The 22,188-nt window shown below is 68.3% G+C and carries 24 protein-coding genes and 1 tRNA gene; 14 read left to right on the top strand and 11 right to left on the bottom strand.

The genetic code is table 11. The features are described 5' to 3' along the window. Positions 1–153: 153 nt before the first annotated feature. Positions 154–1,329 carry a flagellin N-terminal helical domain-containing protein gene (locus BJ980_RS19245; protein ID WP_179501837.1) on the bottom strand — a complete coding sequence of 392 codons (1,176 nt, stop codon included), beginning with the start codon at positions 1,327–1,329 and terminating at the stop codon, positions 154–156. Between the two features lie 120 nt (positions 1,330–1,449). Further along, positions 1,450–2,298 carry a sigma-70 family RNA polymerase sigma factor gene (locus tag BJ980_RS08180; protein WP_179501836.1) on the bottom strand — a complete coding sequence of 283 codons (849 nt, stop codon included), beginning with the start codon at positions 2,296–2,298 and terminating at the stop codon, positions 1,450–1,452. Between the two features lie 235 nt (positions 2,299–2,533). Here BJ980_RS08180 and BJ980_RS08175 point away from each other — a divergent pair, with 235 nt between their 5' ends. The 8 genes from BJ980_RS08175 to BJ980_RS08140 all read left to right on the top strand — a co-directional run bounded on the left by BJ980_RS08175 (position 2,534) and on the right by BJ980_RS08140 (position 10,781). After that, entirely contained in the window at positions 2,534–3,019 is a 486-nt protein-coding gene (locus BJ980_RS08175) for a flagellar protein FlgN (RefSeq protein ID WP_179501835.1), read from the top strand. Positions 3,020–3,034: 15 nt separating this feature from the next. Further along, on the top strand, positions 3,035–4,414 hold the full coding sequence (flgK, locus tag BJ980_RS08170) for a flagellar hook-associated protein FlgK (RefSeq protein ID WP_179501834.1): 1,380 nt from the start codon (positions 3,035–3,037) through the stop codon (positions 4,412–4,414). Next, complete coding sequence (gene flgL, locus BJ980_RS08165) at positions 4,414–5,304, top strand: flagellar hook-associated protein FlgL (protein ID WP_179501833.1); 891 nt, start codon at positions 4,414–4,416, stop codon at positions 5,302–5,304. The genes flgK and flgL overlap by 1 nt, the downstream gene beginning before the upstream one ends. 65 nt (positions 5,305–5,369) lie before the next feature. Next, positions 5,370–5,756, top strand: a complete 387-nt coding sequence (gene fliW, locus BJ980_RS08160; protein WP_343047742.1) for a flagellar assembly protein FliW — start codon at positions 5,370–5,372, stop codon at positions 5,754–5,756. Positions 5,757–5,828: 72 nt separating this feature from the next. Continuing rightward, on the top strand, positions 5,829–6,062 hold the full coding sequence (csrA, locus tag BJ980_RS08155) for a carbon storage regulator CsrA (protein WP_179501831.1): 234 nt from the start codon (positions 5,829–5,831) through the stop codon (positions 6,060–6,062). Between the two features lie 113 nt (positions 6,063–6,175). Further along, positions 6,176–8,374 (top strand): chemotaxis protein CheA, encoded by a 2,199-nt coding sequence (locus tag BJ980_RS08150; RefSeq protein WP_179501830.1) that lies wholly within the window; start codon positions 6,176–6,178, stop codon positions 8,372–8,374. After that, complete coding sequence (locus BJ980_RS08145; protein ID WP_179501829.1) at positions 8,374–8,841, top strand: chemotaxis protein CheW; 468 nt, start codon at positions 8,374–8,376, stop codon at positions 8,839–8,841. Before BJ980_RS08150 ends, BJ980_RS08145 begins: the two co-directional genes overlap by 1 nt. Then, positions 8,838–10,781: a methyl-accepting chemotaxis protein gene (locus BJ980_RS08140; protein ID WP_179501828.1), complete on the top strand. Its 1,944-nt coding sequence runs from the start codon at positions 8,838–8,840 to the stop codon at positions 10,779–10,781. Before BJ980_RS08145 ends, BJ980_RS08140 begins: the two co-directional genes overlap by 4 nt. Before the next feature lie 55 nt (positions 10,782–10,836). Here BJ980_RS08140 and BJ980_RS08135 read toward each other — a convergent pair whose 3' ends face one another. Continuing rightward, positions 10,837–11,478 carry a response regulator gene (locus BJ980_RS08135; RefSeq protein ID WP_179501827.1) on the bottom strand — a complete coding sequence of 214 codons (642 nt, stop codon included), beginning with the start codon at positions 11,476–11,478 and terminating at the stop codon, positions 10,837–10,839. Between the two features lie 312 nt (positions 11,479–11,790). After that, on the bottom strand, positions 11,791–12,591 hold the full coding sequence (locus BJ980_RS08130; RefSeq protein ID WP_179501826.1) for a hypothetical protein: 801 nt from the start codon (positions 12,589–12,591) through the stop codon (positions 11,791–11,793). A gap of 105 nt (positions 12,592–12,696) precedes the next feature. Here BJ980_RS08130 and BJ980_RS08125 point away from each other — a divergent pair, with 105 nt between their 5' ends. Next, positions 12,697–13,383, top strand: a complete 687-nt coding sequence (locus BJ980_RS08125; protein WP_179501825.1) for an iron-dependent transcriptional repressor DtxR — start codon at positions 12,697–12,699, stop codon at positions 13,381–13,383. Here the strand turns inward: BJ980_RS08125 and BJ980_RS08120 are convergent. Together BJ980_RS08120 and BJ980_RS08115 are read right to left on the bottom strand one after the other, a co-directional pair. Continuing rightward, positions 13,370–14,290 (bottom strand): Sir2 family NAD-dependent protein deacetylase, encoded by a 921-nt coding sequence (locus BJ980_RS08120; RefSeq protein WP_343047741.1) that lies wholly within the window; start codon positions 14,288–14,290, stop codon positions 13,370–13,372. The two genes, BJ980_RS08125 and BJ980_RS08120, sit on opposite strands and share 14 nt — an antisense overlap. Further along, positions 14,287–14,556, bottom strand: coding sequence for a DUF2277 domain-containing protein (locus tag BJ980_RS08115; protein WP_179501824.1), 270 nt, complete (start codon positions 14,554–14,556; stop codon positions 14,287–14,289). Before BJ980_RS08115 ends, BJ980_RS08120 begins: the two co-directional genes overlap by 4 nt. An 86-nt stretch (positions 14,557–14,642) precedes the next feature. Here BJ980_RS08115 and BJ980_RS08110 point away from each other — a divergent pair, with 86 nt between their 5' ends. Then, complete coding sequence (locus BJ980_RS08110; RefSeq protein ID WP_179501823.1) at positions 14,643–15,812, top strand: saccharopine dehydrogenase family protein; 1,170 nt, start codon at positions 14,643–14,645, stop codon at positions 15,810–15,812. 26 nt (positions 15,813–15,838) lie between these two features. Here the strand turns inward: BJ980_RS08110 and BJ980_RS08105 are convergent, their stop codons facing one another. Continuing rightward, complete coding sequence (locus BJ980_RS08105; protein WP_179501822.1) at positions 15,839–16,831, bottom strand: hypothetical protein; 993 nt, start codon at positions 16,829–16,831, stop codon at positions 15,839–15,841. Positions 16,832–16,885: 54 nt separating this feature from the next. On the opposite strand from BJ980_RS08105, the gene BJ980_RS08100 reads away from it, so the two are divergent. Next, positions 16,886–17,338: a hypothetical protein gene (locus BJ980_RS08100; protein WP_218855445.1), complete on the top strand. Its 453-nt coding sequence runs from the start codon at positions 16,886–16,888 to the stop codon at positions 17,336–17,338. Between the two features lie 31 nt (positions 17,339–17,369). Here the strand turns inward: BJ980_RS08100 and BJ980_RS08095 are convergent, their stop codons facing one another. After that, a complete protein-coding gene (locus tag BJ980_RS08095) occupies positions 17,370–18,098 on the bottom strand; it encodes an SDR family NAD(P)-dependent oxidoreductase (protein WP_179501821.1) in 729 nt (242 codons plus the stop codon). A gap of 28 nt (positions 18,099–18,126) precedes the next feature. Between BJ980_RS08095 and BJ980_RS08090 the strand changes: the two genes are divergently transcribed. Beyond that, positions 18,127–18,711, top strand: coding sequence for a GNAT family N-acetyltransferase (locus tag BJ980_RS08090; protein ID WP_179501820.1), 585 nt, complete (start codon positions 18,127–18,129; stop codon positions 18,709–18,711). A gap of 14 nt (positions 18,712–18,725) precedes the next feature. Here the strand turns inward: BJ980_RS08090 and BJ980_RS08085 are convergent, their stop codons facing one another. Together BJ980_RS08085 and BJ980_RS08080 are read right to left on the bottom strand one after the other, a co-directional pair. Then, entirely contained in the window at positions 18,726–19,769 is a 1,044-nt protein-coding gene (locus tag BJ980_RS08085; protein WP_179501819.1) for an ankyrin repeat domain-containing protein, read from the bottom strand. A 37-nt stretch (positions 19,770–19,806) separates the two neighbouring features. Further along, positions 19,807–19,879: transfer RNA gene (locus BJ980_RS08080), tRNA-Arg, on the bottom strand. A gap of 194 nt (positions 19,880–20,073) precedes the next feature. Here BJ980_RS08080 and BJ980_RS08075 point away from each other — a divergent pair. After that, on the top strand, positions 20,074–21,300 hold the full coding sequence (locus tag BJ980_RS08075) for an LCP family glycopolymer transferase (protein ID WP_179501818.1): 1,227 nt from the start codon (positions 20,074–20,076) through the stop codon (positions 21,298–21,300). Positions 21,301–21,414: 114 nt separating this feature from the next. Further along, a complete protein-coding gene (locus BJ980_RS08070; RefSeq protein WP_179500397.1) occupies positions 21,415–21,717 on the top strand; it encodes a hypothetical protein in 303 nt (100 codons plus the stop codon). 87 nt (positions 21,718–21,804) lie between these two features. On the opposite strand, the gene BJ980_RS08065 is transcribed toward BJ980_RS08070, so the two are convergent. Continuing rightward, positions 21,805–22,170 carry an MscL family protein gene (locus BJ980_RS08065; protein ID WP_179501817.1) on the bottom strand — a complete coding sequence of 122 codons (366 nt, stop codon included), beginning with the start codon at positions 22,168–22,170 and terminating at the stop codon, positions 21,805–21,807. Positions 22,171–22,188: the final 18 nt, after the last annotated feature.

Raw genomic sequence — 22,188 nt, 5'->3', positions numbered from 1 at the left:
TCCCGGTCGGTGCAGTGCTGTTCGAGTCCGTGAAAAGACCTTCGACGAGGAGCGAGAGGCTCGCCCCTCGTCGAAGGGTGGTGGGTTCGGCCGAAGCCGGACGGCGCGTCCGTCAGGGGTGATCAGGCGCGCCGTCCTCCCGCCCTACTGGGATCAGCGGAGCAGGGAGAGCACGCCCTGCGGGGCCTGGTTGGCCTGGGCGAGCATGGCGGTGCCGGCCTGCGACAGGATCTGGGCCCGAGTGAAGTTCATCATCTCGGACGCCATGTCGGTGTCGCGGATCCGGCTCTCGGAGGCCGACAGGTTCTCGACGGCCACGTTGAGGTTGTTGATGGTGTGCTCGAACCGGTTCTGCATGGCACCGAGGCCGGCGCGAGCGGTGGAGATGGCGCCGATCTGCTCATCGATCACCTTGATGGACGCCTGGGCGTTTGCCGCGGTGTCGAACTTGATGCCACCGGTCACCGCAGTGCCCTCGACGCCGGCGTCGAGCCCGGTACCCGCAGTGGCGTTGGTGGCCGTGGTCAAGGTGCCACCGTCGAGCGCGGTCACCACGAGGCCGGTGCCTGCGCCGTTGGCGTCCTTCGTCACCGAGACGGTGAAGTTGTCGGCGAAGGCGGCGTCCTTGCGCAGTGCGTCGGCCACCTTCTCCACCGAGTCGAAGCTGCCAGCCGCGCCGATGTCTCCGGTGGTGACGGTCTTGCTGACGCCACCGTTGGTCGTCGTGAAGCTCATCGCTCCGCCAACAGCCGCGACATCGGCGATCGCGAACGACGTACCCGTCGTGGTCAGGTCGCCACCGGACAGCGTCTGGCTGATCGCCTTGACGTTGGCACCGGACAGGTTCACCGAGATCTGGCTGTTCTCGTCGCCGTCCGCGCCGACCTGGAAGTTCAGGGTGGTGGTGGAACCGTCGAGCAGCTTCGTGCCGTTGAAGTTGGTCGACTTGCCGATCCGGTCGAGCTCGGAGACGAGGCTGTCCGCCTCGGTCTTGATGTTGGCGCGGGCGTCGGTGTTGTTGCTGTCGTTGGCGCCCTGAACGGCCAGGTCACGGAGACGCTGCAGGATCGCGTGGGTCTCGGTGAGCGCGCCTTCGGTGGTCTGAACGACCGAGATGCCGTCCTGTGCGTTCCGGCTGGCGACCTTGAGGCCACCGACCTGCGAGCGCAGGCCCTCCGAGATGGCCAGACCGGCAGCGTCGTCGGCGGCACGGTTGATGCGGAAGCCGCTGGAGAGCTTCTCCAGCGACTTGCTCATCTGACCCTGCGTGACCGACAGGTTGCGGTAGGAGTTGAAGGCGTCGATGTTCTGGTTGATACGAAGACTCATGATGGGTTCCCTCCTGGATTGAGTCGCTTTCGCTTCGCCCATCCTTGGGCTCTGCGAGGTTTCCTTCGGCCGAGCCGGATCCGACTTGAGGGATCCGGGAAAAGAATCTTCGGATCAGGCTCAGGCGGTCGCGTTGAAGGACCGCGTGGCCGGCGCCGCGCGGCCCATCGAGGCGGCGTGGCGCTCCGCGACGGCGGAGAAATAGACCTCGCGTCGACGGTCCGCGCAACCGCCGGGACGGGAGTGCGGCCTGACCAGTTCGGGGTCGAGCTGCGTGTTGATGGCGTCGCGCAGCAGGACCAACGCCTCGGCACGCAACTGCGAGACCCGTGACTCCGAGACGTTCAACTCGGCGGCGATCTCGGCCATCGGGCGCTCGGCCAGGAAGTAGTCCTCCACGACGACGCGCAGTCGCTCGGGCAGCTCGGTGACGGCCTCGATCAGGTAGGTCAACCGCTCACGGTGCTCGACCTCGGCAGCGGGGTCAGGCTCATGGCTCGTGATCAGCTCCTCGAGCACCGACTCGGACCCGGCCTGCAACGAGAGCACGGTGGCCCGGTTCAAGTCATCGTCGTTCCCGATGACCTCGCTCAGGTCGACACCCAGGAGCGAGGCAACCTCATCGTTGCTGGGGATCCGGCCGAGGTCGGCAGCCAAGCGGTTCCGGGCCTCCTCGATGGTGCGCGCGCGACGACGTACGGACCTGGATGCCCAGTCCACGCTGCGCAGCTCGTCGAGGATGGCGCCGCGGATGCGGGTGGCGGCATAACGTGCGAACGGCACGCCGCGCTCGGCCTCGAAGGCCTGACCGGCCTGGACGAGGGCGGTGAGTCCGGCCGAGGTCAGGTCGTCCCGGTCGACGTGCGAGGGCACACGGCCCATCGTCTCCCGGACGATGTGGCCGACCAGGGCGATGTTCGAGGTGATGAGATCGTCCGGCAAGACCCGAGACGCGGGCGTGGTGCTCATGGCGACAACCATCACCTGCCCGTGCAGCGGAATGAAGAGGAATCGTTTGGTTCTGGCCGGTCGGAGAAGAGGTCGGGACCTTCGTCCCGGTCGACACCACCCACCCGGTCGGCCGATCGGACCTAGTGGGCATGACCCGATCCAACCGGTTCACCCGAACTTCTCAGGGCAGACCACCGCCGGCCGATGGATCAGCAACGGGTCAGACCATCCCCAGCGGCGAGAGGAGCCAGTGATGAGCATGGAGAACCTGTCCGCGATCCTGTGGCGCGAGCGCAACCTGCTCGAGTCCTTGCTCTATCGCCTCGAGGTCGAGCAACTGGTCCTGGCCTCCGGCAAGACGCGCTGGCTGCTGCAGGCGGCGAACGACGTCGAGCAGGTCGTCATCACGATCCGGCAGACCGAGCTGCTGCGCGCGGTCGCCTCCGACGAGGTGGCGGCGAGCGTCGGCCTTGAGCACAACACCAGCCTTCGTGCACTGGCCGAGGCCGTCGAGGACCCGTGGCGCACGATCTTCCTCGAACACCGTGACGCCTTCGCGGCCGTCACCCGTGACATCGCGGCCCTGTCGGCGACGAACCGCGAGCTGATCACCTCGGGCTATCGCGCCGCCCGCGAGGCGATGATGGCGCTTGAGGCCGACGGTGTAGATGGCTACACGCCGGACGGCTCGAAGGTCTCGGCCCCGCAGCGGAGCGCGATCGTCGACAGGAGCCTGTGACCCATGGTCGGCAGCATGGCCTCCTTCAACACCGCACTGAGCGGGTTGCGCTACAGCCAGGTCGCGATGGACGTGGCCAGCAACAACCTGGCCAACGTCGGCACTGACGGCTATGTACGTCGCCGGGTCGTCGGCGCTTCCTCCTCCACCCAGGACGTCGCGGGCCTCTGGTCCCGAGGCAACGGTGTCGGTGACGGCGTCACCGTGGCAGGCATCGACCGCCTGGCCAACCAGTTCCTCGACGTGCGCGCACGCAAGGAGCACGGCACCCAGGCCTTCCTCGACACCCGTGGCGTCGTCCTGGACCGGGTCGAGGCCGGCATCGGTGAGCCCGGGACGGCGGGAGTGTCGGCTGCACTGGCCAGCTATCGCTCGTCGTGGCAGAACCTCTCGAACAACCCTGGCAACGAGGCAGCGCGCAGCCAGGTCTTGGTCGCCGCCGAGACCCTCGTCGACGCCTTCGCGGTGCAGCACCGCAACGTGGTCACCGAGGAGGAGGGACTCCGCTCCCAACTCCTCGTCAACGTCCGGGAGGTCAACATCCTGGCCGCGGACCTGGCTCGCACGAATCAGAGCATCGCCGAGGCGCAGGGCAACGGCATCGATGCCGGGACACTGCTCGACCAGCGCGACTCACTCACCCTCAAGCTCTCCGAGATGACCGGCGCCAGCGGCACGGTCCGCGCCGATGGCGGGATGGATGTCGCCCTCAACGGCGTCAGCCTCGTCGCCGGCAACAAGGCGGGCACGCTCGAGCTCACCGCCGGCGTGAACCCGGACGGATCAGGCGGGGGAGCAGTCGCCCTGGCCATCACCACGTCGTCGGGCACGACCATGCTCCCGGCGGGCATCAGCGGCGAGGTCGGTGCCATCGCGGAGCTGCTGACCACGACCCTGCCGTCCTATCGGGCCGGGCTCGACGCGGTCGCCCAGGACTTCGCCGACGAGATGAACGCGGCCCACCAGGCCGGTTTCGACCTCGAGGGCAATCCCGGGCAGGCGCTCTTCTCCTACACCCCGCCCGACGTCGTCGCGAGCCTGCAGGTCGCGCTGAGTGACGGCAAGGGTGTCGCCGCCTCCGCGATTGCCGGTGGCGGCCTGGACGGCAGCAACGCAGACCTGCTCTCGACCTCGTCGGGCGTCGAGGGGTCCTACCAGCGCCTGGTCGCGGTGTTCGGCACCGAGGTCGCCTCCGTGCACCGTCTCGCCGCGAACCAGCAGGTCCTCACCAAGCAGGTCGACAACAGCCGTGAGTCCCTCTCGGGCGTCAGCATCGACGAGGAGATGGTCAACCTGGTCAGCGCGCAGCGCTCCTATGAGGCCGCCTCGCGGGTGATGACCGTGATGGACTCCGTGCTCGACACTCTGATCAACCGGACAGGACTGGTGCGCTGATGGCCCTGGGACGCGTGACCCAGAACATGATGGTGCGCCAGTCGCTGACGGCCATCGAGACGAACTCCTCGCGCGCTGCGAAGCTGCAGGAGCAGCTCGCGTCGGGACGCAGGCTGAACCGGCCGTCCGACTCGCCGACGGACACCATCGAAGCGATGCGCGTGCGAGCGGAGGCCGCGGCGAACAAGCAGTTCGCTGCCAACGCCCAGGACGGCATCGGTTGGCTGGGCCAGCTCGACACCACACTCGCCTCGATGACCTCGCAGGTACGTCGTGCCCGCGAGCTGGCCCTGACCGGCGCCAACGAGGGGGCGATGAGCCCGGCCAGCCGAGAGGCCCTGGCGGTCGAGGTCGACCAGATCCGGGAGAGCCTGATCACCCAGGCGAACACCGACTACCTGGGTCGCCCGGTCTTCGGCGGCGTGACCGCGGGGTCGAAGGCCTACGATGCGGACGGCACCTACATCGGCACCCCCGCTGCGGTGAACCGGACCGTGGCCGACGGGGTCTCGGTGCGTGTGGACGTCGACGGGCTCGCGGTGTTCGGCACGGCCGGCGACTCGCTCTTCGACGACCTGGCAGCGCTCTCGAGCGCACTCCGCGCGGGCGACGGTGACGAGATCAGAGCCGGCATCGACATCTTGGCCGGTCGAATGACCGACCTGACCAACACCCAGGTCGACGTGGGAATCCGTCAGAAACGACTCGACGACGTGCTTGCTTCCTCGGTCGACACCGAGCTCACCCTGACCGCCCGGCTCTCGGACCTGGAGGACGTCGACCTGGTGAAGACCGCGATCGACGTCAAACTGGCCGATGTTGCCTATCAGGCATCGCTCGCCTCGTCGGCCCGCGTCCTGTCCACGTCGCTGATGGACTATCTGCGATGATGACGGCCACGCACCCAGCCGCTCCTCGAGTGGGAAATCGGTGGCACCAGAAGAACGGAGCAGACGTGCAGGAGATCCCCGTCATCGACCTGGTTCGCCCGATGCCCGGGTTCGACGGTGACCAACGTTTCGCCCTGGTTCGTCTCGATGATGATGGGACGCTCTGCGAGCTGCGGTCCCTGGACCACGAGGACCTGCGCTTCCTGGTCATCACGCCGGGCCAGTTCTTCGATGACTACGAGCCGGTCCTCGGCGACGAGGACGTGAACCTGCTCGGCCTGACCAGTGCCGAGGAGGCGCTGGTCCTGCTGGTGCTCAAGCCGGGCGAGTCGCTCGCCTCGACCACCGCGAACCTGGTCGCACCCATCGTCGTGAACACCACCAACCGCCGCGCGGCACAGGTGATCCTCGACGACTCCCGGCACGCGCTCGCTGCTCCGCTCGTCGTCTGAACCGAACACCGCCGCAGCGCCGGGGCGACCCCGTTCCCTGCACCGGGGCGGGTGAACCGTTAACGTGTGCTCATGCTGGTGCTGAGTCGCAAGGCGGGGGAGTCCGTCCTCGTCGGTGACGACGTCGTGATCACGATCCTCGAGGTCCGCGGTGACGTCGTCCGTGTCGGCATCGACGCGCCACGGAGCGTTGCGGTGCAGCGGGCCGAGCTGATCGCCCAGCTCGAGTCGAGCAACCGCGAGGCCGCCTCGCCGAGCGAGGCTGCAGTCGCGTCCTTGGCGAAGGCCCTGCGCACGTCGCGCTGAACCAGCGAACTTCCTGCTCGCCCCATCGCCCGGGCGACGTGAGCCCTTGAAGAATCGCTCAACTCCCTGCCCCAACTGCCGATTGACGCGGTTGAGGGAAGGGAGGGAGCACCATGGACGACGACGCCGAGATCATCGCCGAGTTCCTCGTGGAGAGCCACGAGAACCTCGACCAGCTCGACCGTGACCTGGTCGCACTCGAGCAGGACCCCGGATCGCGGGACCTGCTCTCGAGCATCTTCCGCACGATCCACACGATCAAGGGAACCAGCGGCTTCCTCGCGCTCGGTCGACTCGAGCAGCTGACCCACGTCGGCGAGAACCTGCTGTCCAAGTTGCGCGACGGGGAGATGTTGCTGACCCGGGAGCTGACCGGCACCCTGCTGGTGATGGTCGACGCCGTCCGTGCGCTCCTGGCAGTGATCGAGGAGACCGGCGGTGACGCAGACACCACGGTCGACATCGTCAGCGTGATGGATGCCCTCACCGCAGCGATGGAAGCACCAGCCGAGCCGGCTCAGGCCCCCGCGTCTGCAGCTCCCGCCCAGGTCGCCGCGCCTGTTGCGCCCATCGAGCCAGCTGTGCTCACCGAACCCGCGCAGTCCGACGCGCCCGCGGTGCCTGTACAGCCAACCGCCCCAGCCAACGAGACGCCCGACGACGAGCCTCGCCGCGGCGTCGCCGACAGCTCGGTCCGGGTCGACGTCGATCTGCTCGACGACCTCGTCCAGCTCGTGGGCGAACTCGTGCTCACCCGCAACCAGATCCTGCAACGCACCGAGGGCCGCGAGGACGTCGAGCTGCTGCGTGCCGCACAGCGCCTCGACCTGGTCGCCAGCGAGCTGCAGGAGGGCATCATGGCCACCCGCATGCAGCCGATCGGGCAGGTCTGGTCGAAGATGCCGAGGATCGTGCGCGACCTGGCCAACCAGCTCGGCCGCGAGGTCGACCTCGACATGCAGGGCCACGACACCGAGCTCGACCGCTCGCTGCTCGAAGCCCTCCGCGACCCACTGACGCACCTGGTCCGCAATGCCCTCGACCACGGCATCCAGACCCCGGCCGAACGCATCGCGCAGGGCAAGCCGGCCAAGGGCAACCTGCACCTGAAGGCCAGCCACGAGAGCGGCCAGGTGGTCGTGGAGATCTCCGACGACGGCCGCGGCATCGATCCCGTGAAGATCGCCGAGGCTGCCGTACGCCGTGGGGTGATCACCCATGAGGCCGCCGCCCGGATGGACCCCCGCGAGATCGTGAACCTGGTCTTCCACGCCGGCTTCTCCACCGCCGAGGCAGTCACCAACGTCTCCGGGCGTGGGGTCGGCATGGACGTCGTACGCACCAACATCGAGCGCATCGGCGGCACTGTCGACATCACCACCCGCAAGGGTGAGGGAACCACGGTGCGGGTGCGGATCCCGCTCACCCTGGCGATCATCCCCGCACTGATCGTGGCCCAGGCCGACGAACGCTATGCGATCCCGCAGGCCAACCTCGTCGAGCTGGTGAAGATCGAGGGCGAGGCACTGACCCGCGACATCGAGCACCTGGCCGGTGCACCGGTCCTGCGCCTGCGCGGACACCTGCTCCCACTGGTCTCCCTGGGCGTGGTGCTCGGGGAGGAGCAGGCGCAGAGCGACGCGCTGACCGTGATCGTGGTGCAGGCCGACGACATCCGTTTCGGGCTCTGCGTCGACGACGTGCACGACACCCAGGAGATCGTCGTCAAGCCGATCGGGCGACAGCTCAAGAGCCTGGGGATGTATGCCGGCGCCACCATCATGGGCGACGGCCGGGTGTCGTTGATCCTCGACGTCCCCGGCCTGGCCCGGGACCGCAACCTCACCGCCGTACCCACCGCAGTGGTGGCCACACAGACCGCCACCGACGACACCACGGCCCTGCTGGTCATGGAGATCTCGTCCGGTCGCCGGGCCGCGGTTCCCATCGTGGAGGTCTCCCGCCTGGAGGAGTTCGACGCCGCACAGGTGGAACCCTCCGGACTCGAGGAGGTCGTGCAGTATCGCGACGGGATCCTGCCCCTGATCCGCCTGGCCTCGACGATCGGGCTGCCCGAGACGCCGGGGGAGCCGAGCCGGCTCAACGTGGTCGTGCACGAGTTCGGTGACCCCGCCAGTCCGCACCGTGTCGGCATCGTGATCGACCGGGTGCTCGACGTCGTCGAGACGACGGTGACCCGCAGCGACGTCGGGCGACGCCCCGGCGTGTTCGGCTCGGCGGTCGTCCAGGAGCGGGTCACCGATCTGGTCGACCTGTCCGCCGTGATCAACCGGATCGGGGTGGGGGCCTGATGAGCACGACATCCACCAGTTCGCTGCACTGCACCTTCCGCGTCGCCGGCCTCGACTTCGGGGTCGCCGTGGAGGACGTCCAGGAGGTGTTGCGCCACCAGGAGATGACCCCGGTGCCGCGCTCACCCGAGGCGGTCCGTGGCCTGATCAACCTGCGCGGCCAGATCGTGATCGCTCTCGACCTCAGGCTGCGCCTCGGGCTCCCGGCCCGGGCGGCAGACGAACGTCCGATGAACGTCATCGTCCGCAACCGCGGAGAGGTGGTCAGCCTCCTCGTCGACGACATCGGCGACGTCATCGACACCAGCGAGCACCGGCTCGAACCAGTCCCCAGCACCGTTCCACTCACGATCCAGGGTGCCGTCCGTGGCGTGCTCTCCCTGCCCGACTCCATCCTGCTCGTCCTCGACCCCGACCGCGCAGTCGACGTACCCACTGCGCCTGATGCCACCGGAGGCACACCATGACCGACCTCGAGATCGCCCCCAGCCTGAACGGGCACCACGCCAAGGGCCCCGGCGACGGGGATCGCGGCAGTGTCGAGCAGATCGACCCGTTCGGCCAGGTCCGCTCGGTCCTCGACGGCCTCGCGGCCCGGGTCTTCCTGGTCGACGTGGACAAGCGGATCCGCTATGCCAACGACAAGGCGGTGGAGAAGCTGCGCCCGCTGGAGGTCTTCTTGCCGGTGGCGGTCGACGACCTCATCGGTTCGGACGTGACGCCGTTCTTCGCGCTGCTCGGTGAGGACCCGGACAAGCTCTCCTCCTTCTGGGAGGACCCCTCGCAGCTTCCCTACACGGCGCAGCTGGAGGTCGCGGACGAGGTCATCGACCTCACCATCAGCGAGGTCCAGGACGGCGGCGTGTTCAACGGCGCGATGGTGTCGTGGATCGCGATCACCGACCGGGTCCAGGCGCAGAAGGAACGGTTGGCGGCCTCCACGGACACGGCAGCGGTCAACAAGGTGCTGATCGAGATGGCCACCTCCACCACGGTCGAGGGTGCCATCCAGGTCGCCCTCGACACCGTGCGCAACGAGTTCGGCTGGGTCTACGGCTCCTTCTGGCGCATCGACCCGGCCAGCCAGGTCCTGCGCTTCGAGGCGGAGTCCGGCGACGCCGGCCCCGAGTTCCGCAAGGTCACGCTGGAGGCGTCCTTCGCCCCGGGCATCGGGCTCTCGGGACGGGTCTGGGCACAGCGCGACCTCGTCTTCACCCGCGACATCGGCGAGATGACGGACTGCGTGCGGGCGCCCGTTGCCCAGCGGGTCGGTGTCAAGTCGGGGATCTGCTTCCCGATCACCGTGGCCGATGAGGTCATCGGCACGATGGACTTCTTCTCGACCGAGACGTTGGACCCGTCCGAGCAGCGCCTCGACGCGCTGCGCAACGTGGGGCGCCTGGTCTCCCAGGCGCTGGCGCGCATCGAGAAGGAGACCTCGGATCGCGAGAATGCCGCCGAGCTCTCCCGCAAGGTCGACCTGGTGCTCGAGGTGGTCCGCGCTGCCGAGACGGGCGACCTGACCCGCTCGATCCCGGTCGAGGGTGAGGACGCCATCGGCCAGCTGGCAGCGGGACTGGGCTCCCTGCTCGGCAACCTGCGCGGCAGCATGGGCGAGATCGGGCGTACGGCGGACACCCTCGCGGTCTCCTCCGAGCAGCTCACCATCCTCTCGCAGGGGATGGGCCAGGGTGCGTCGCTCACCTCGGACCGCGCCGCGAGCGCGTCGAGCGCGTCGGTCCAGGTCTCGGCCAGCATCCAGACGGTGGCCAGTGCCGCCGAGGAGATGACTGCGAGCATCCGCGAGATCGCGAAGAACGCGACGGACGCGGCCACGGTGGCCACCGGCGCCGTGCAGGTCGCCTCCTCGGCCCAGGAGACCGTCGCCTCGCTGGGCGAGTCCAGCGCCGAGATCGGCCAGGTGATCAAGGTGATCACCTCGATCGCCCAGCAGACCAACCTGCTCGCCCTCAACGCCACCATCGAGGCAGCCCGTGCGGGTGATGCGGGCAAGGGCTTCGCTGTCGTCGCCAACGAGGTGAAGGAGCTGGCCAAGGAGACCGCGAAGGCGACCGAGGACATCGGTCAGAAGATCGTCGCGATCCAGAACGGCACCGAGGGTGCGGTCTCGGCGATCGCCGAGATCTCCGAGGTGATCGGGCGGATCAACGACATCCAGGCCTCGATCGCCTCTGCGGTCGAGGAGCAGACCGCGACCACCAACGAGATCGCCCGCAGCGTGACCGAGGCCGCCACCGGCGCCAACGGCATCGCCTCGGACGTGACCCAGGTGGCCAGCGCCGCCGACGACACCCGTCAGGGCGCGCAGAACACGCTCCAGTCCGCCACCGACCTGTCCGGGATGGCCGCCGAGCTGAAGGGTCTGGTCGGTCAGTTCACGGTCTGAGCGGTGCCGAGGTCGCCCGGCCAGCCGATTCTCCGGCTGCCGGGCGATCGGCGCGTCAGCGACGTCGCAGTCGCGACGCGACGAGCACGGCCTGTGTACGGCGCTGCACGCCCAGCTTTGCGAGCACGTTGGTGACGTGGTTCTTCACGGTCTTCTCGGCCAGGTGCAGCTTCAGGCCGATCTGGCGGTTGGTCAGCCCGTCGGCGATCGCGGACAGGATCTGCTGTTCCTTGGGCGTCAGGGCGCTCAGCTCGTCGGGGACGTCCCGGTCCGCAGGCCGCTGCAGCAACCGCAACGCCGTCGCCGAGTCGATCAGCGAGTGCCCGCTGGCGACGAGCCGAATCCCGCTGATCAGCGAGGATCCCTCGATCTGCTTGAGCACGTAGCCTGCCGCACCGGCCATGATCGCGGCATACATCGCCTCGTCGTCGTCGTGGCTGGTCAGGATCAGGGCCTTGATGTCGGGGTTCGCGGAGCGTACGTCGCGGCACACCTCGACTCCCGAGCCGTCACCGAGCCTGGCATCGAGCACCGCGACGTCCGGGGCCAGCTCGAGGATCGCCTCGGCCGCCCCCTTGGCGGCCCGGGCCTCGCCGACGATGACGATGTCACCCTCGGACTCGAGCAGCCCGCGCAGCCCGCGACGCACAATCTCGTGGTCGTCGAGCAGGAACACGCGGATCGGTTGGGCGGTCATGTCGCCATCCTTCCAGTCGGTCACGCGACCATCGGAAATGGGAGCGACCCGCAGGTGTGGTGGCGGTTTCTCCTGGTGGAGACCTGCGCACCGTCTCCGGCGGACTGATGTCCGGAGCACCTGCGGGTCGGGTGACTGTCGTGCATTGCCGGCGGCTTCGACACTGTCGCCAGCTGCCCGGAATGGGGCCTGTCAGCAGTGGAGCTGCCAGCGGACAGCCACCTCACGAGTCCCAAAAGAATTCATTCCTCGGACCACCTCCTTTCCCGTGTCCCACCAAGGTACGACGGTCCGCGAGGGGTCACAAGGGATTTATCGGGCGGTTCCCAAGGACCCCGGCTCGATGGCGATCCAGACGTGCTCGGCACGTGCCACGACCCGTTCGTCGCTGTCGAGGATCGTGGTCGAGGTGAACGACTTGCGACCCTCGGTCCCGCGGTGCAGGCCGAGGACGACGTGCTCCTCGCCGATCACCGGAAGCGCGTCGATGGCGGCCGTGATCCGCCCGAGCACCATCATCCGGTCGCCGATGTCGGCCGCCCACGCCCCGGCACAGTCCAGTGCCGCCCAGGTCGCCGGCAGGGACGCGCGACCCTGGTCGTCGACGTACTCGTGCCAGTCCTCGCGGACGCTCGGGTGCGGAGTCCAGGTCGCGGCGACCCGTGCCTGGCCCTCGACCGGCTCGACCGGGCCGGGGAAGATCCGCAGCCCGTCCTCGGGCTCGCGCCCGGTGCCGCAGGCGAAGCAGGTGGGGAAGGGGTGGTTCCTCAGCCCCGGATAGGCGGCCTCGGCAGAGCGGGCCACCTCGGCCGGCACGCGCTCCACCGGCGCCGGGTCGGCCTCGGCGACGACCCTGGCCCGCATGATCAGCGAGCCGCCGAAGGAGGCGGTCGTGGCGCCGTCTGCGTCCACGTCGACGGTCAGTGGGACGTCCAGCGGCGGGGGCTGGAGCAGGGTCACCTCGATCGGCGGCCAGGTCTCGGCACGGTTCTCGGGGCAGTCGTTCTCGACCAGCGCGGCAAGGGCGCCGGCGCTCCAGCCACCGTTTCCGGAGTGCTCGGGTCCCCGGAAGCGGGACGGGATGGTGAATTCGGTAGCGGGAAAGTGCTCCATGGCTCCAGTCTTCTCAGTCGATGCCGGGATCGACCGTAGCGGCTTTGTCCCTCCGCATGAAGGGCCGGGCGACAACGCTGGGAGCGATGAGCCACAATGGGGGCCGTGAGCGACCTGATCGACACCACTGAGATGTATCTCCGCACGATCTTCGAGCTCGTGGAGGAGGGGATCGTCCCGTTGCGGGCCCGGATTGCCGAGCGCCTGCACCAGAGTGGACCGACCGTGAGCCAGACCGTGGCGCGGATGGAACGCGACGGACTGCTCACCGTCGAGGGTGACCGCCACCTGGAGCTCACCGACGAGGGCTTGCGCCTGGCCACCCGGGTGATGCGCAAGCACCGCCTTGCCGAGCGCCTGCTCACCGACGTGATCGGCCTGGACTGGGAGCTCGTGCACGCCGAGGCGTGCCGCTGGGAGCACGTGATGTCGGAGAACGTCGAGCGTCGCCTGCTCGCGTTGCTGGACCACCCCACCGAGTCGCCGTACGGCAACCCGATCCCCGGCCTGGAGGAGCTCGGTCAGGAGATCCTGGGCGAGGGCTTCATGGAGGGCGTCGAGTCGCTGTCCAGCGTGGCGACCTCGGAGGAGTCGCGCGTCCACGTGCGCCGGATCTCGGAAGAGATGCAGAAGGACGAGGACCTGATGATGGCACTGCGCCGCGTCGGTGCCCTGCCGGACAAGACGGTCGTCGTGGTGGCCACCGATGACGGCATCCTGATCGGCTCCGGTGGCGAGAGTGCCGAGATCATCAACGAGGCCGGCGAGCACATCTTCGTCAAGCGCCTCTGAACGGTGCCTGTGCGGGGGTCGGCTCCCTGGCAAGGGCAGTGAGGAACTCACTGCAACCGACGCCGAGCTTGTACGTCGCGAGCTCGTCGCCCCGGGTCGTCCCGCGGTTGACGATCACGATCGGGGTGCCGCGCCCGTGCGCGCGCTTCACGAACCGGAGCCCGGACATCACCGCGAGCGAGGAGCCTGCGACCAGGAGCGCGCCGTCAACGTCGGCGAGAGCCTCGACGGCGTGATAGCAGCGCTGCACCCGCTCGGCCGGCACGTTCTCGCCGAAGAAGACGACGTCGGGCTTGAGCACTCCGCCACAGAGCTCGCACGGCGGCACGACGAAGCCGGCGGTGTCCTCGAGCTCCACGTCTCCGTCGGGTCGGATCGCCGCGTCACGGTGCCGCTCGGCGTAGCCGGGGTTGAGTGCTTCCAGCCGGTTCTGGAGCAGCGCGCGCGACGAGGTCGTGCGGCATCCGAGGCAGACGACCTGTGCAACCCGCCCGTGCAGGGCGACCGCGGCCGAGCCCGACTCCTCGTGGAGCCCGTCCACGTTCTGGGTGATCAACAACCGGACCCGACCCCGAGCCTCCATCGCCGCGAGTGACCGATGCCCGTCGTTGGGCTCTGCGCGTGCCATCAGCCCCCAGCCGAGGTGGCTGCGCGCCCAGTAGCGCTGCTGTGCACCCGGTCCGGAGACGAACTCGTCGTAGGTCATCGGCCTCCGCGTCGGCGCTCCGGGCCCGCGGTAGTCGGGGATACCAGAGTCCGTGGAGAGACCGGCGCCGGTCAGCACGACGAGCGGTCGAGATGCCAGCAGGTCCAGCGCGTCCGGAAGCTCGGGTGGAGCAGCCGGGGACGAGCGGTCAAGCGAGCCCGCGTCGATCCCCGCGTCGACCCCCGCGACGGCCTCAGTCACCGCGCGTAGCGGACCGCGGCCCGCGCCTTCCGCTTGATGGCCTCGACCTCGCGGTCCTTGGGCGGCGCGGTGGTGACCAGGTTGTCGAGCAGGTGCCTGGTGATGTGGGCGATCTCGGAGACGGCCTCGTCGAAGGCGGCCTGGTTGGCCTGGGACGGCTTGGTCGTCCCGGCGACCTTGCGGACATATTGCAGCGCCGCTGCGGTCACCTCGTCGTTGGTGGCCGGCGGCTCGAAGTTGTTGAGGGGGCGGATGTTGCGGCACATGGCAACAACGGTACGCCGGTGCGGCGTCCGGGGCGCTGCGTCGAGACCGCCCCCGACGTTCAGGACAGGGATGGCATTGTGGGCGCATGGCTGCACGCGACTACGACATCGTCCTCTTCGGCGCGACCGGATTCACCGGGGGACTGACCGCGCAATATCTGGCTCGGCACGCCCCGGCGCGGTTGCGGTGGGCGATCGCGGGGCGCAGCAAGGCGAAGCTCTCGAAGGTCCGCGACGAGCTGGCCGCGATCGACCCGCGCCTGGAGATGATGGACCTCCTCGTCGTCGACGCCGCCGACCGGACCGCACTGACCAGCGTGGCCGAGCGCACCAGCGTCGTGATCACCACCGTCGGGCCCTACCTGCAGTTCGGGGAGCCCCTGGTCGCGGCCTGTGCTGCCAGTGGCACCGACTATGTCGACCTGACCGGCGAGCCCGAGTTCGTCGATCGGATGTGGCTGGCCCACCACGAGACCGCCGTCGCATCGGGTGCCCGGATCATCCATGCCTGCGGCTTCGACTCGATCCCGCACGACCTCGGCGCCTGGTTCACCGTGCAGCAGCTCTCCCCGGACCAGCCGATCACGCTGCGTGGCGTCGTACGCTCCAACGCCACCTTCTCCGGCGGCACCTTCCACTCCGCGCTCGGTGCGATGGAGCGGGCCCGCGAGATGAAGGCCGCGTTCGCCGAACGCCGCAAGAAGGAGGAGCGGCCGGTCGGTCGATCCAGCCGCGCCGCGGCCGGCAAGCCGCACCGCGACAAGGACCTCGGCTACTGGCTGCTGCCGCTGCCGACGATCGACCCGCAGGTGGTCCAGCGCAGCGGCGCTGCACTGGCGTCCTACGGTCCGAAGTTCACCTATTCGCACTATGCCGGGACCAAGACGTTGCGGTTCGCGGCCGGTGGCGCGATCGGCGTCGGAACGCTCGCGCTGGCCGCGCAGGTCAAGCCGGTGCGCAACCTGATCAAGGGCAAGGTCAAGCAGGGGGAGGGCCCCTCGGTGGAGCGGCGACGCAAGTCCTGGTTCACGGTCGACTTCATCGGTGAGGCCGGCAACGAGAAGGTGCACACGCGAGTCTCAGGTGGCGACCCCGGCTACAGCGAGACGTCGAAGATGCTCGCCGAGTCCGCGCTCTGCCTCGCATTCGACGACAACCCGGAGACGGCCGGCTCGGTGACCACCGCTCAGGCGATGGGGCCCAACCTGCTGGCCCGGTTGCGGAACGCGGGGATGGAGTTCGAGGTCATCGACTGAGGCGAACGCATCCCGCGATGCCGTGATCACTCCGGGAGAAGGCTCTCGGGGACCGTCGCGAGCCGGGTCCACTTCCACCAGGGGTAGTGGTACTCGCCGCGCTCCACGCGGAACAGAGTGCCGCAGTCACGGCACAACACGATCTCGTCGGGATGCCACTGGCCGTCGTTGGGGAGGGTCCCCAGCCGTCGGGCATGCCCGCGGGTCTCCTCCTTCTCCGGTTCATAGAACTGGAATGCGGGATAGGCCGCACAGAGGCACTTCGAGGAGTCGAAGAGCTCGAGGCGCAGGAGTGCGTGCTCGAAGTTCTTCTCGTTGGAGGCAAGCGCTCCGCCGAGCTCGATGTTGTTGGCGGAGCGGTAGATCACGAGCCGTCGCTTCGCGAGCGGAGCCAGGACCTCGGGGTCCCGGGTGGCGATCACGGCCCACACCGAGGAGAGGATGCGGCTCTGGTCACCGGAGAGGAAGTCGCTCAGGAGGCTCCCATCTCCCTCGGCTGACCGAGCCGCTTCGAGTGCTTCTTCCTCGGGGCCGCGCCCGACGGTGAGCCAGTCCTGGGCGATGACCATCACTGCCGCCTTGTGCAACCGGTCGGTCGGGTCGAAGCCGTTGAAGAGGACGACGGCGTCGGTTCCCAGTGCCCACCAGGTCGCCTCCTTGGCGCCGAGGGAGCGAATCATCCCGGCAGGGGCGCTGCGCCGGTCGTAGAGGCGAGGGTCGGTGTCCTTGTCATCGGTGAATCGGGCGGCGTCGAAGTGGTGTCGCAGGCGCCAGCGCTTGTCTGCCCGTTTGCGCAGCGGGCGGAGGAAGTCCTCGACGCCCCTCCCGTCAGTGGTGGCGGCCAGAGGAACGATGTGGCACAGGAAGTTGGTGTGCCCCTCGATCCCCGCGATCTTCCACTCGAGCCACTCCTCGCCTTGGGGCCAGGGCAGGTCCGGCATCTTCTCGATGACGGCTATGATCTGCTTCGGACTGGCGTCGAGGATCTCGTCCTCGTGTTCCGGGCTCCCGTTGCTCACGCCCCCATGATGCACTTCACTGCACACGCTCAAACCGACGGCCCAGGGAGCATCGTGGACCAGCCCACGAACGACATGGACGACCAAGCGGCGCAGGTCGCCGAGCTCGATCGCCTCAATGCGGTCCTCAACTCCGCGCCCGGCGGCGACGTGAACGCTGATCGCGCGCTGTGGCAGCACGTCGCCAAGCTGGAGAATTGGTTCTTCATTGCGCGTGGATCTGCCGAGAATCCCAGCCCCTATTCCCTCGCGGCAGAACCGGGGATGATGATCTGCATCTACAGCAGTGCTGCCCGTGCGCAAGAGGCTGCCCGCCTCTCCGGCCTGGTCGAACCCGGAGCCGAAGGCGTGCCGCTCTATGCCATGCCCGTGCCGATGGCCATCAACTATGTCGCGGCGTTCGCCCAGACCGGCGCCTTCGGGGTGACGATCGACTACCCGCAGATTCGCGCGTACACCGCGTTGGCGAACCTGGGCATGCTCAAGAAGTGGCTCGAGGAGTCCTGAACCAGTCGGACTCAGGCGCCCTCGATCCCCCTCACCGTCCGCCGGCCACCCGCAGCGTCGTCGCGGTGATGTAGGAGGCCGCGTCGCTCATCAACCAGGCGACGGCCTCCGCGATCTCCGTCGGCTGGCCCGCACGGCCGAGCGGGATCTGGGGCGCCATCCGTTCGACGCGACCAGCATCGCCGGTGGTGGCGTGCAGGTCGGTGGCGATCAGTCCGGGGGCCACCGCCACCACGCGGATTCCCTGAGCGGCCACCTCGAGGCCGAGGCCACGGGTGAGGGTGTCGAGCCCGGCCTTGGAGGCGGCGTAGTGCACGTATTCACCGGGTGAGCCGATGGTCGCGGCGCCCGAGGTGATGTTGACCAGTACTCCGCCGCTCTCCCGCATCGCGAGCACCGCGGCACGTGCCACGAAGAGCGGAGCGAGCAGGTTCACCTCGACCACACGGCGTACCTCCTCGGGCGGGGTGTCGGCCAAGGAGGCGAAGCGGTACGTCGCTCCGGCGTTGTTGACCACGGCGGTGAGGGGGCCGACTTCGGCTGCGGCAGCGAAGAGGCGCTCCACCTCATCCGCATCGGTCAGGTCGGCCTGCACGCTCACGCAGGTGCGGCCGAGCGCGCGAATACGGGTGGCCGTCTCCTCGGCGGCCTGCGAATCGCTGAGGTAGCCGAGCACGAGGTCGTGTCCGTCGTCGGCGAGGCGGGTCGCGATCGCCGCACCGATGCCGCGGGTGCCGCCGGTGACGAGAGTCAGTGACATGGGGCGATCCTGCCAGTTACCGTCGAGCATGCCCGAGTTCACGTGGCGACCGGCCAACCAGGCAACGACCGAGGACGTCGAAGCCGTGTTTGCCACGAGTGGCGCCCGCAAGTGCCGCTGCCAGGCGATGAAGGTGCCCGGGTGGATCTGGCGCGACACCACCCAGGAGGAGCGCGACGTCGCGCTGCTGGAGCAGACCGCCTGCGGGACGGCTGGCCCGACGTCTGGACTCATCGGCTATGTCGACGGCGAAGCGGCCGGATGGGTTGCCGTCGAGCCCCGGGAGAACTACCCGCGACTGTGGAGCCGGAAGCAGGCATGGATGCGGATGGACCCCGAGCTCGAGGACGTCTGGGCGGTCACTTGCTTCGTCGTACGCAAGCCGATGCGCAAGTCGGGGCTGACCTATGAGCTCGCCAACGCCACCGTCGAGTACGGCGCACAGGTCGGCGCCAGCGTCCTGGAGGGCTACCCGATCGAGCCACCGCGGGGAAAGACGGTGATCTGGGACGAGGCGTCGGTCGGGCTGCTTCAGGTGTTTCTCGAGGCCGGCTACGAGTTGGCGGCGTCTCCCACCCTGCGGCGGCGGGTGGTGCGGCGCCGACTGGGCTGATCTTGTGCGGGGCCTCAGTGCGCGTACGACGGGGTGGGCAGCGGAGTCGGGTCGGGATTGCCCAGGACCCAGGCCACCGCCGACTCCCGCACGCAGGCCAGATCCGCCTGTGGGGCATTGCCGGTCCTGATCCGTCCGAGCATCGGTGCGAGCTCGTCCAGGTTGTCCACTGGCTTGCCGGACGCGAGGTGGACACCCAGCGCGTCTGTCATCGACCTGAAGTCGTTGTTCCAGTTGATCGAGCCGTTGCCGTCGATCTCGCGGGAGAGCTTGCCCGCGAGGCGAAGCACCTCGCCCTGCACGATGGTCGCGGGTCCCGACACCGGAACCAGGAGCGCCCACAACTCGGCGTACTGGCCCTTGGTATCGGTGGCGTCGACCTCGATGCGCGAGGTGCCGTCGTGTGTCAGGCGGCGCGGGACCGGTTCGACGTCGAAGAGCTCATACAGCCGCCGCAACCCGGCATCGGTCTCCTCGATGAAGTCCGGGTTGAACTTCGACCGGGCGAACTCCAGCCTGGTCCCGATCTGCGTCACGAGCTCACTGGCATCGTCGGGGATCGCCGCTCCGGCGGCGATCAGCACTGCCGCCGATTCCGCCACCATTGCGATCTGGGCGTTCTCGCAGGAGATCAATGCGGACCGCAACGGCGTGGAACGACGGGCCACCGGGTCAACCTCGGCGCCGCCTGAGATCAGAGCCTCCAGGTTGTGGGGCACCATGGCGGCCGCGTGCATCGGCGTACTTCCCTGCGAGTCGCGCACGTTGACGTCAGCACCCAGCTCGATCAGGACAGCGATCGAGCGCCAGCCTGACGCCCGCTCGTGCAAGGGCGTGCGCTGATCGCGCAGGCTGGACGTGTCCACGTCGAGGCCCTGTCCGACAAGCCACCGAGCCAAGTCATCGGGGCAATCGGCGAAGCCGAGAGCGGTGGTCTTGCTGTAGCCCCCGCGAGCATCGAGCTCGCACTTGTCGAAGACCGCCTGCAGCGCGGCCAGATCACCGGTCTCGAGGAGGTCGCGGAAGTCAGCGGGCAGGGTCTTGCGCTTCTTGGCCACGGCAAGTGACTCTAGCCAGACCCTCCCGCTCCCGATGTGCCCCAGGCAAGAGTCGAACTTGCGACCTTTCGCTTAGGAGGCGGCTGCTCTATCCACTGAGCTACTGGGGCGTGATGCGAGGCATCAGCGCGTAGTTTGCCACGCCCGGCGACCCGGCGGTGCATCGGTTGCGGGCGGGGTCGCGTCGGGTATGTTTTGGAGCATCTCGGATCTGGCCGCACAATTTGGGGCAGTGCATTACCGTTCATCGGGCGTCGCGAACGGCGCGGCCCGAACTTTTCCCCGGACCGATTGAGATCTTCGAGTGAGCGACGTTTCCACAGGACGCCATCGCGGCAACGCGGGGCGCCGGCACCACATCCTGCGGGTGCTGGGCTATGGCATCCTCACCCTCACTCTCGGCCTGGGCCTTTTCGGCGCCTACACCTACCGGCACCTGAACGAGAACCTCACCAACCTCGACCTGCGCGAGCAGCTCGGCGATGACCGGCCCGAGATCGAGATTCCCAAGGGTGACGGCCGTCCGCTCAACGTCCTGGTGATGGGTTCCGACACCCGCGCCGGCGAGGGGAACGACGCCGTCGGCGGTGAGATCGACGGACAACGCTCGGACACGACGATCCTGATGCACGTCTCGGGTGATCGGTCCTTCGCCTATGGCGTGAGCATCCCGCGAGACTCGATGGTCGAGCGTCCGGTCTGTTACGACGAGGACATGGACGAGATCGCCGGCGGTTTCGGGATGTGGAACGAGGCGTTCAACCTCGGCGGACCCGCCTGCACGATCCGTCAGGTCGAGCAGCTGACCGGGATCTATGTCGACCACTTCGTCGTGGTCGACTTCAACGGCTTCAAGGGCATGGTCGACGCGCTGGACGGCGTCAAGGTCTGCATCCCCGAGGACGTCAACGACACCGCTGGCAACATCGACCTCAAGGCTGGCACCCGCACCGTCAAGGGTGACGAGGCCCTGGACTATGTCCGGGTCCGTCACGGCATCGGTGAGCGGGAGAACGGCGACCTCGGCCGGATGAAGCGCCAGCAGGCGTTCATCGCCGCGATGGCCAACAAGGTGATGAGCAAGGGCATGCTGGCCCGCCCCGATCGGTTGATCCGGTTCCTCAACGCCGCGACCCAGTCGCTGACCCTGGACCAGAAGCTCGACTCGGTGAAGAAGATCGCCGACCTCGGGGCCCAGTTCCAGGACATCGGGTTGGGCAACATCAAGTTCATCACCGTGCCGCTCGAGACCTACCAGCCGGACCCGAACCGGGTGATCTGGACCGAGGACGCCGAGGAGCTCTGGGAGCTGATCCGCACCGACCAGCCGCTGAGCCGTCGCCTGAGCGTCGATGCCTTCTCGGCCAGCGACAAGCCCGGATCGCGCAAGCCCGACGAGACCGCGAGCGCGAGCCCGGATGCCAGCCCGGAGGAGAGCGAGTCGCCGAGCGACTCGACCGAAGAGGCCGAGCCCGAGGACGAGTTCACCCCCGACCCCGAGCGGGTGGCTCGCGAGAACGGTCTCTGCTGAGCACAGTTCGCTGAGCGCCGGTTCGCTGAGCGCCACTTCGCGCTCCCGGATACTGATTGGCTGTTCTGCCGGTGGTTTCCAGCCACTGGGTATCCCGGAGCTAGGCTGATCACGATGAATGATCCACGCACGCCCGCCGGCGACGGCGAGGTAGAGGAAGCCGCAGCGCAGGCGCCCGGGCCCACTGGAGCAGGGGCAGCCGACGCGGAGTCGACTTCGGTGGAGCCCACGGCAGAGTCGAACCCGGGGGAGCCGACGTCGGTGGAGCCGGACTGGAAGCGTCGCAAGCGCCTGGCCGAGGTCTTCGGTGAGGCGCTGCCCGAGGTCTCGCGAGAAGAGCGGGCCCGTGAGGGCGGCGACCGCAAGGGCACCCCGGACGACTGGTTCCGCAGCCAGGTCCCCCCGCACCACGGCTGAACACACGGCTGAGCACACGGCTGAACACGGAACGACCCCGCAGCCTTGGCTACGGGGTCGTTAGTCGTGGAGCTGGCGGACCTGCGATCAGATCTGGCCGCCGCGGGTCTGCAGCGAGTCACGGATCTCCTGGAGCAGGACGATCTCCGGCGCCGAGGCCTCGGGCTCGTCGGCGAAGAAGTGCTCCTTGGCCTTGTTGTAGGGCGTCACCACGAAGAAGTAGACGACCGCGGCGATGATCAAGAAGCTGACCAGTTGGGTCAGGAAGACGCCGACGTTGACGTCGAGCAGCTCGACACCGTCGAAGTTCGGCTCGCCGCCGACTTTGCCGATGAAGCCCATCAGTACGCCGGTGAACGCCTCGACCACCTTGGCAAACGCGGTGCCCATGATGAAGGCGACAGCGAGCTCGACCAGATTTCCTCTGAGAACGAATTCCTTGAATCCCTGCATGTTTACTCCTTTTGAGTG

The sequence above is a fragment of the Nocardioides daedukensis genome (genome assembly GCF_013408415.1).
Taxonomy (GTDB): domain Bacteria; phylum Actinomycetota; class Actinomycetes; order Propionibacteriales; family Nocardioidaceae; genus Nocardioides; species Nocardioides daedukensis.
The sequence above is the reverse complement of the archived record's forward strand: the minus strand, read 5'-3'. Positions and strand labels throughout refer to the sequence as shown.

What these genes read in the sequence shown, in the direction of transcription:
- flgL (WP_179501833.1), top strand. Translation starts at nt 4,414, where the DNA reads ATGGCCCTGGGACGCGTGACCCAGAACATGATGGTGCGCCAGTCGCTG.
- BJ980_RS08070 (WP_179500397.1), top strand. Translation starts at nt 21,415, where the DNA reads ATGAATGATCCACGCACGCCCGCCGGCGACGGCGAGGTAGAGGAAGCC.
- BJ980_RS08140 (WP_179501828.1), top strand. Translation starts at nt 8,838, where the DNA reads ATGACCGACCTCGAGATCGCCCCCAGCCTGAACGGGCACCACGCCAAG.
- BJ980_RS08150 (WP_179501830.1), top strand. Translation starts at nt 6,176, where the DNA reads ATGGACGACGACGCCGAGATCATCGCCGAGTTCCTCGTGGAGAGCCAC.
- BJ980_RS08180 (WP_179501836.1), bottom strand. Translation starts at nt 2,298, where the DNA reads ATGAGCACCACGCCCGCGTCTCGGGTCTTGCCGGACGATCTCATCACC.
- BJ980_RS08090 (WP_179501820.1), top strand. Translation starts at nt 18,127, where the DNA reads ATGCCCGAGTTCACGTGGCGACCGGCCAACCAGGCAACGACCGAGGAC.
- csrA (WP_179501831.1), top strand. Translation starts at nt 5,829, where the DNA reads ATGCTGGTGCTGAGTCGCAAGGCGGGGGAGTCCGTCCTCGTCGGTGAC.
- BJ980_RS08110 (WP_179501823.1), top strand. Translation starts at nt 14,643, where the DNA reads ATGGCTGCACGCGACTACGACATCGTCCTCTTCGGCGCGACCGGATTC.
- BJ980_RS08130 (WP_179501826.1), bottom strand. Translation starts at nt 12,591, where the DNA reads ATGGAGCACTTTCCCGCTACCGAATTCACCATCCCGTCCCGCTTCCGG.
- BJ980_RS08065 (WP_179501817.1), bottom strand. Translation starts at nt 22,170, where the DNA reads ATGCAGGGATTCAAGGAATTCGTTCTCAGAGGAAATCTGGTCGAGCTC.
- BJ980_RS08145 (WP_179501829.1), top strand. Translation starts at nt 8,374, where the DNA reads ATGAGCACGACATCCACCAGTTCGCTGCACTGCACCTTCCGCGTCGCC.
- BJ980_RS19245 (WP_179501837.1), bottom strand. Translation starts at nt 1,329, where the DNA reads ATGAGTCTTCGTATCAACCAGAACATCGACGCCTTCAACTCCTACCGC.
- BJ980_RS08135 (WP_179501827.1), bottom strand. Translation starts at nt 11,478, where the DNA reads ATGACCGCCCAACCGATCCGCGTGTTCCTGCTCGACGACCACGAGATT.
- BJ980_RS08175 (WP_179501835.1), top strand. Translation starts at nt 2,534, where the DNA reads ATGAGCATGGAGAACCTGTCCGCGATCCTGTGGCGCGAGCGCAACCTG.
- BJ980_RS08115 (WP_179501824.1), bottom strand. Translation starts at nt 14,556, where the DNA reads ATGTGCCGCAACATCCGCCCCCTCAACAACTTCGAGCCGCCGGCCACC.
- BJ980_RS08095 (WP_179501821.1), bottom strand. Translation starts at nt 18,098, where the DNA reads ATGTCACTGACTCTCGTCACCGGCGGCACCCGCGGCATCGGTGCGGCG.
- flgK (WP_179501834.1), top strand. Translation starts at nt 3,035, where the DNA reads ATGGCCTCCTTCAACACCGCACTGAGCGGGTTGCGCTACAGCCAGGTC.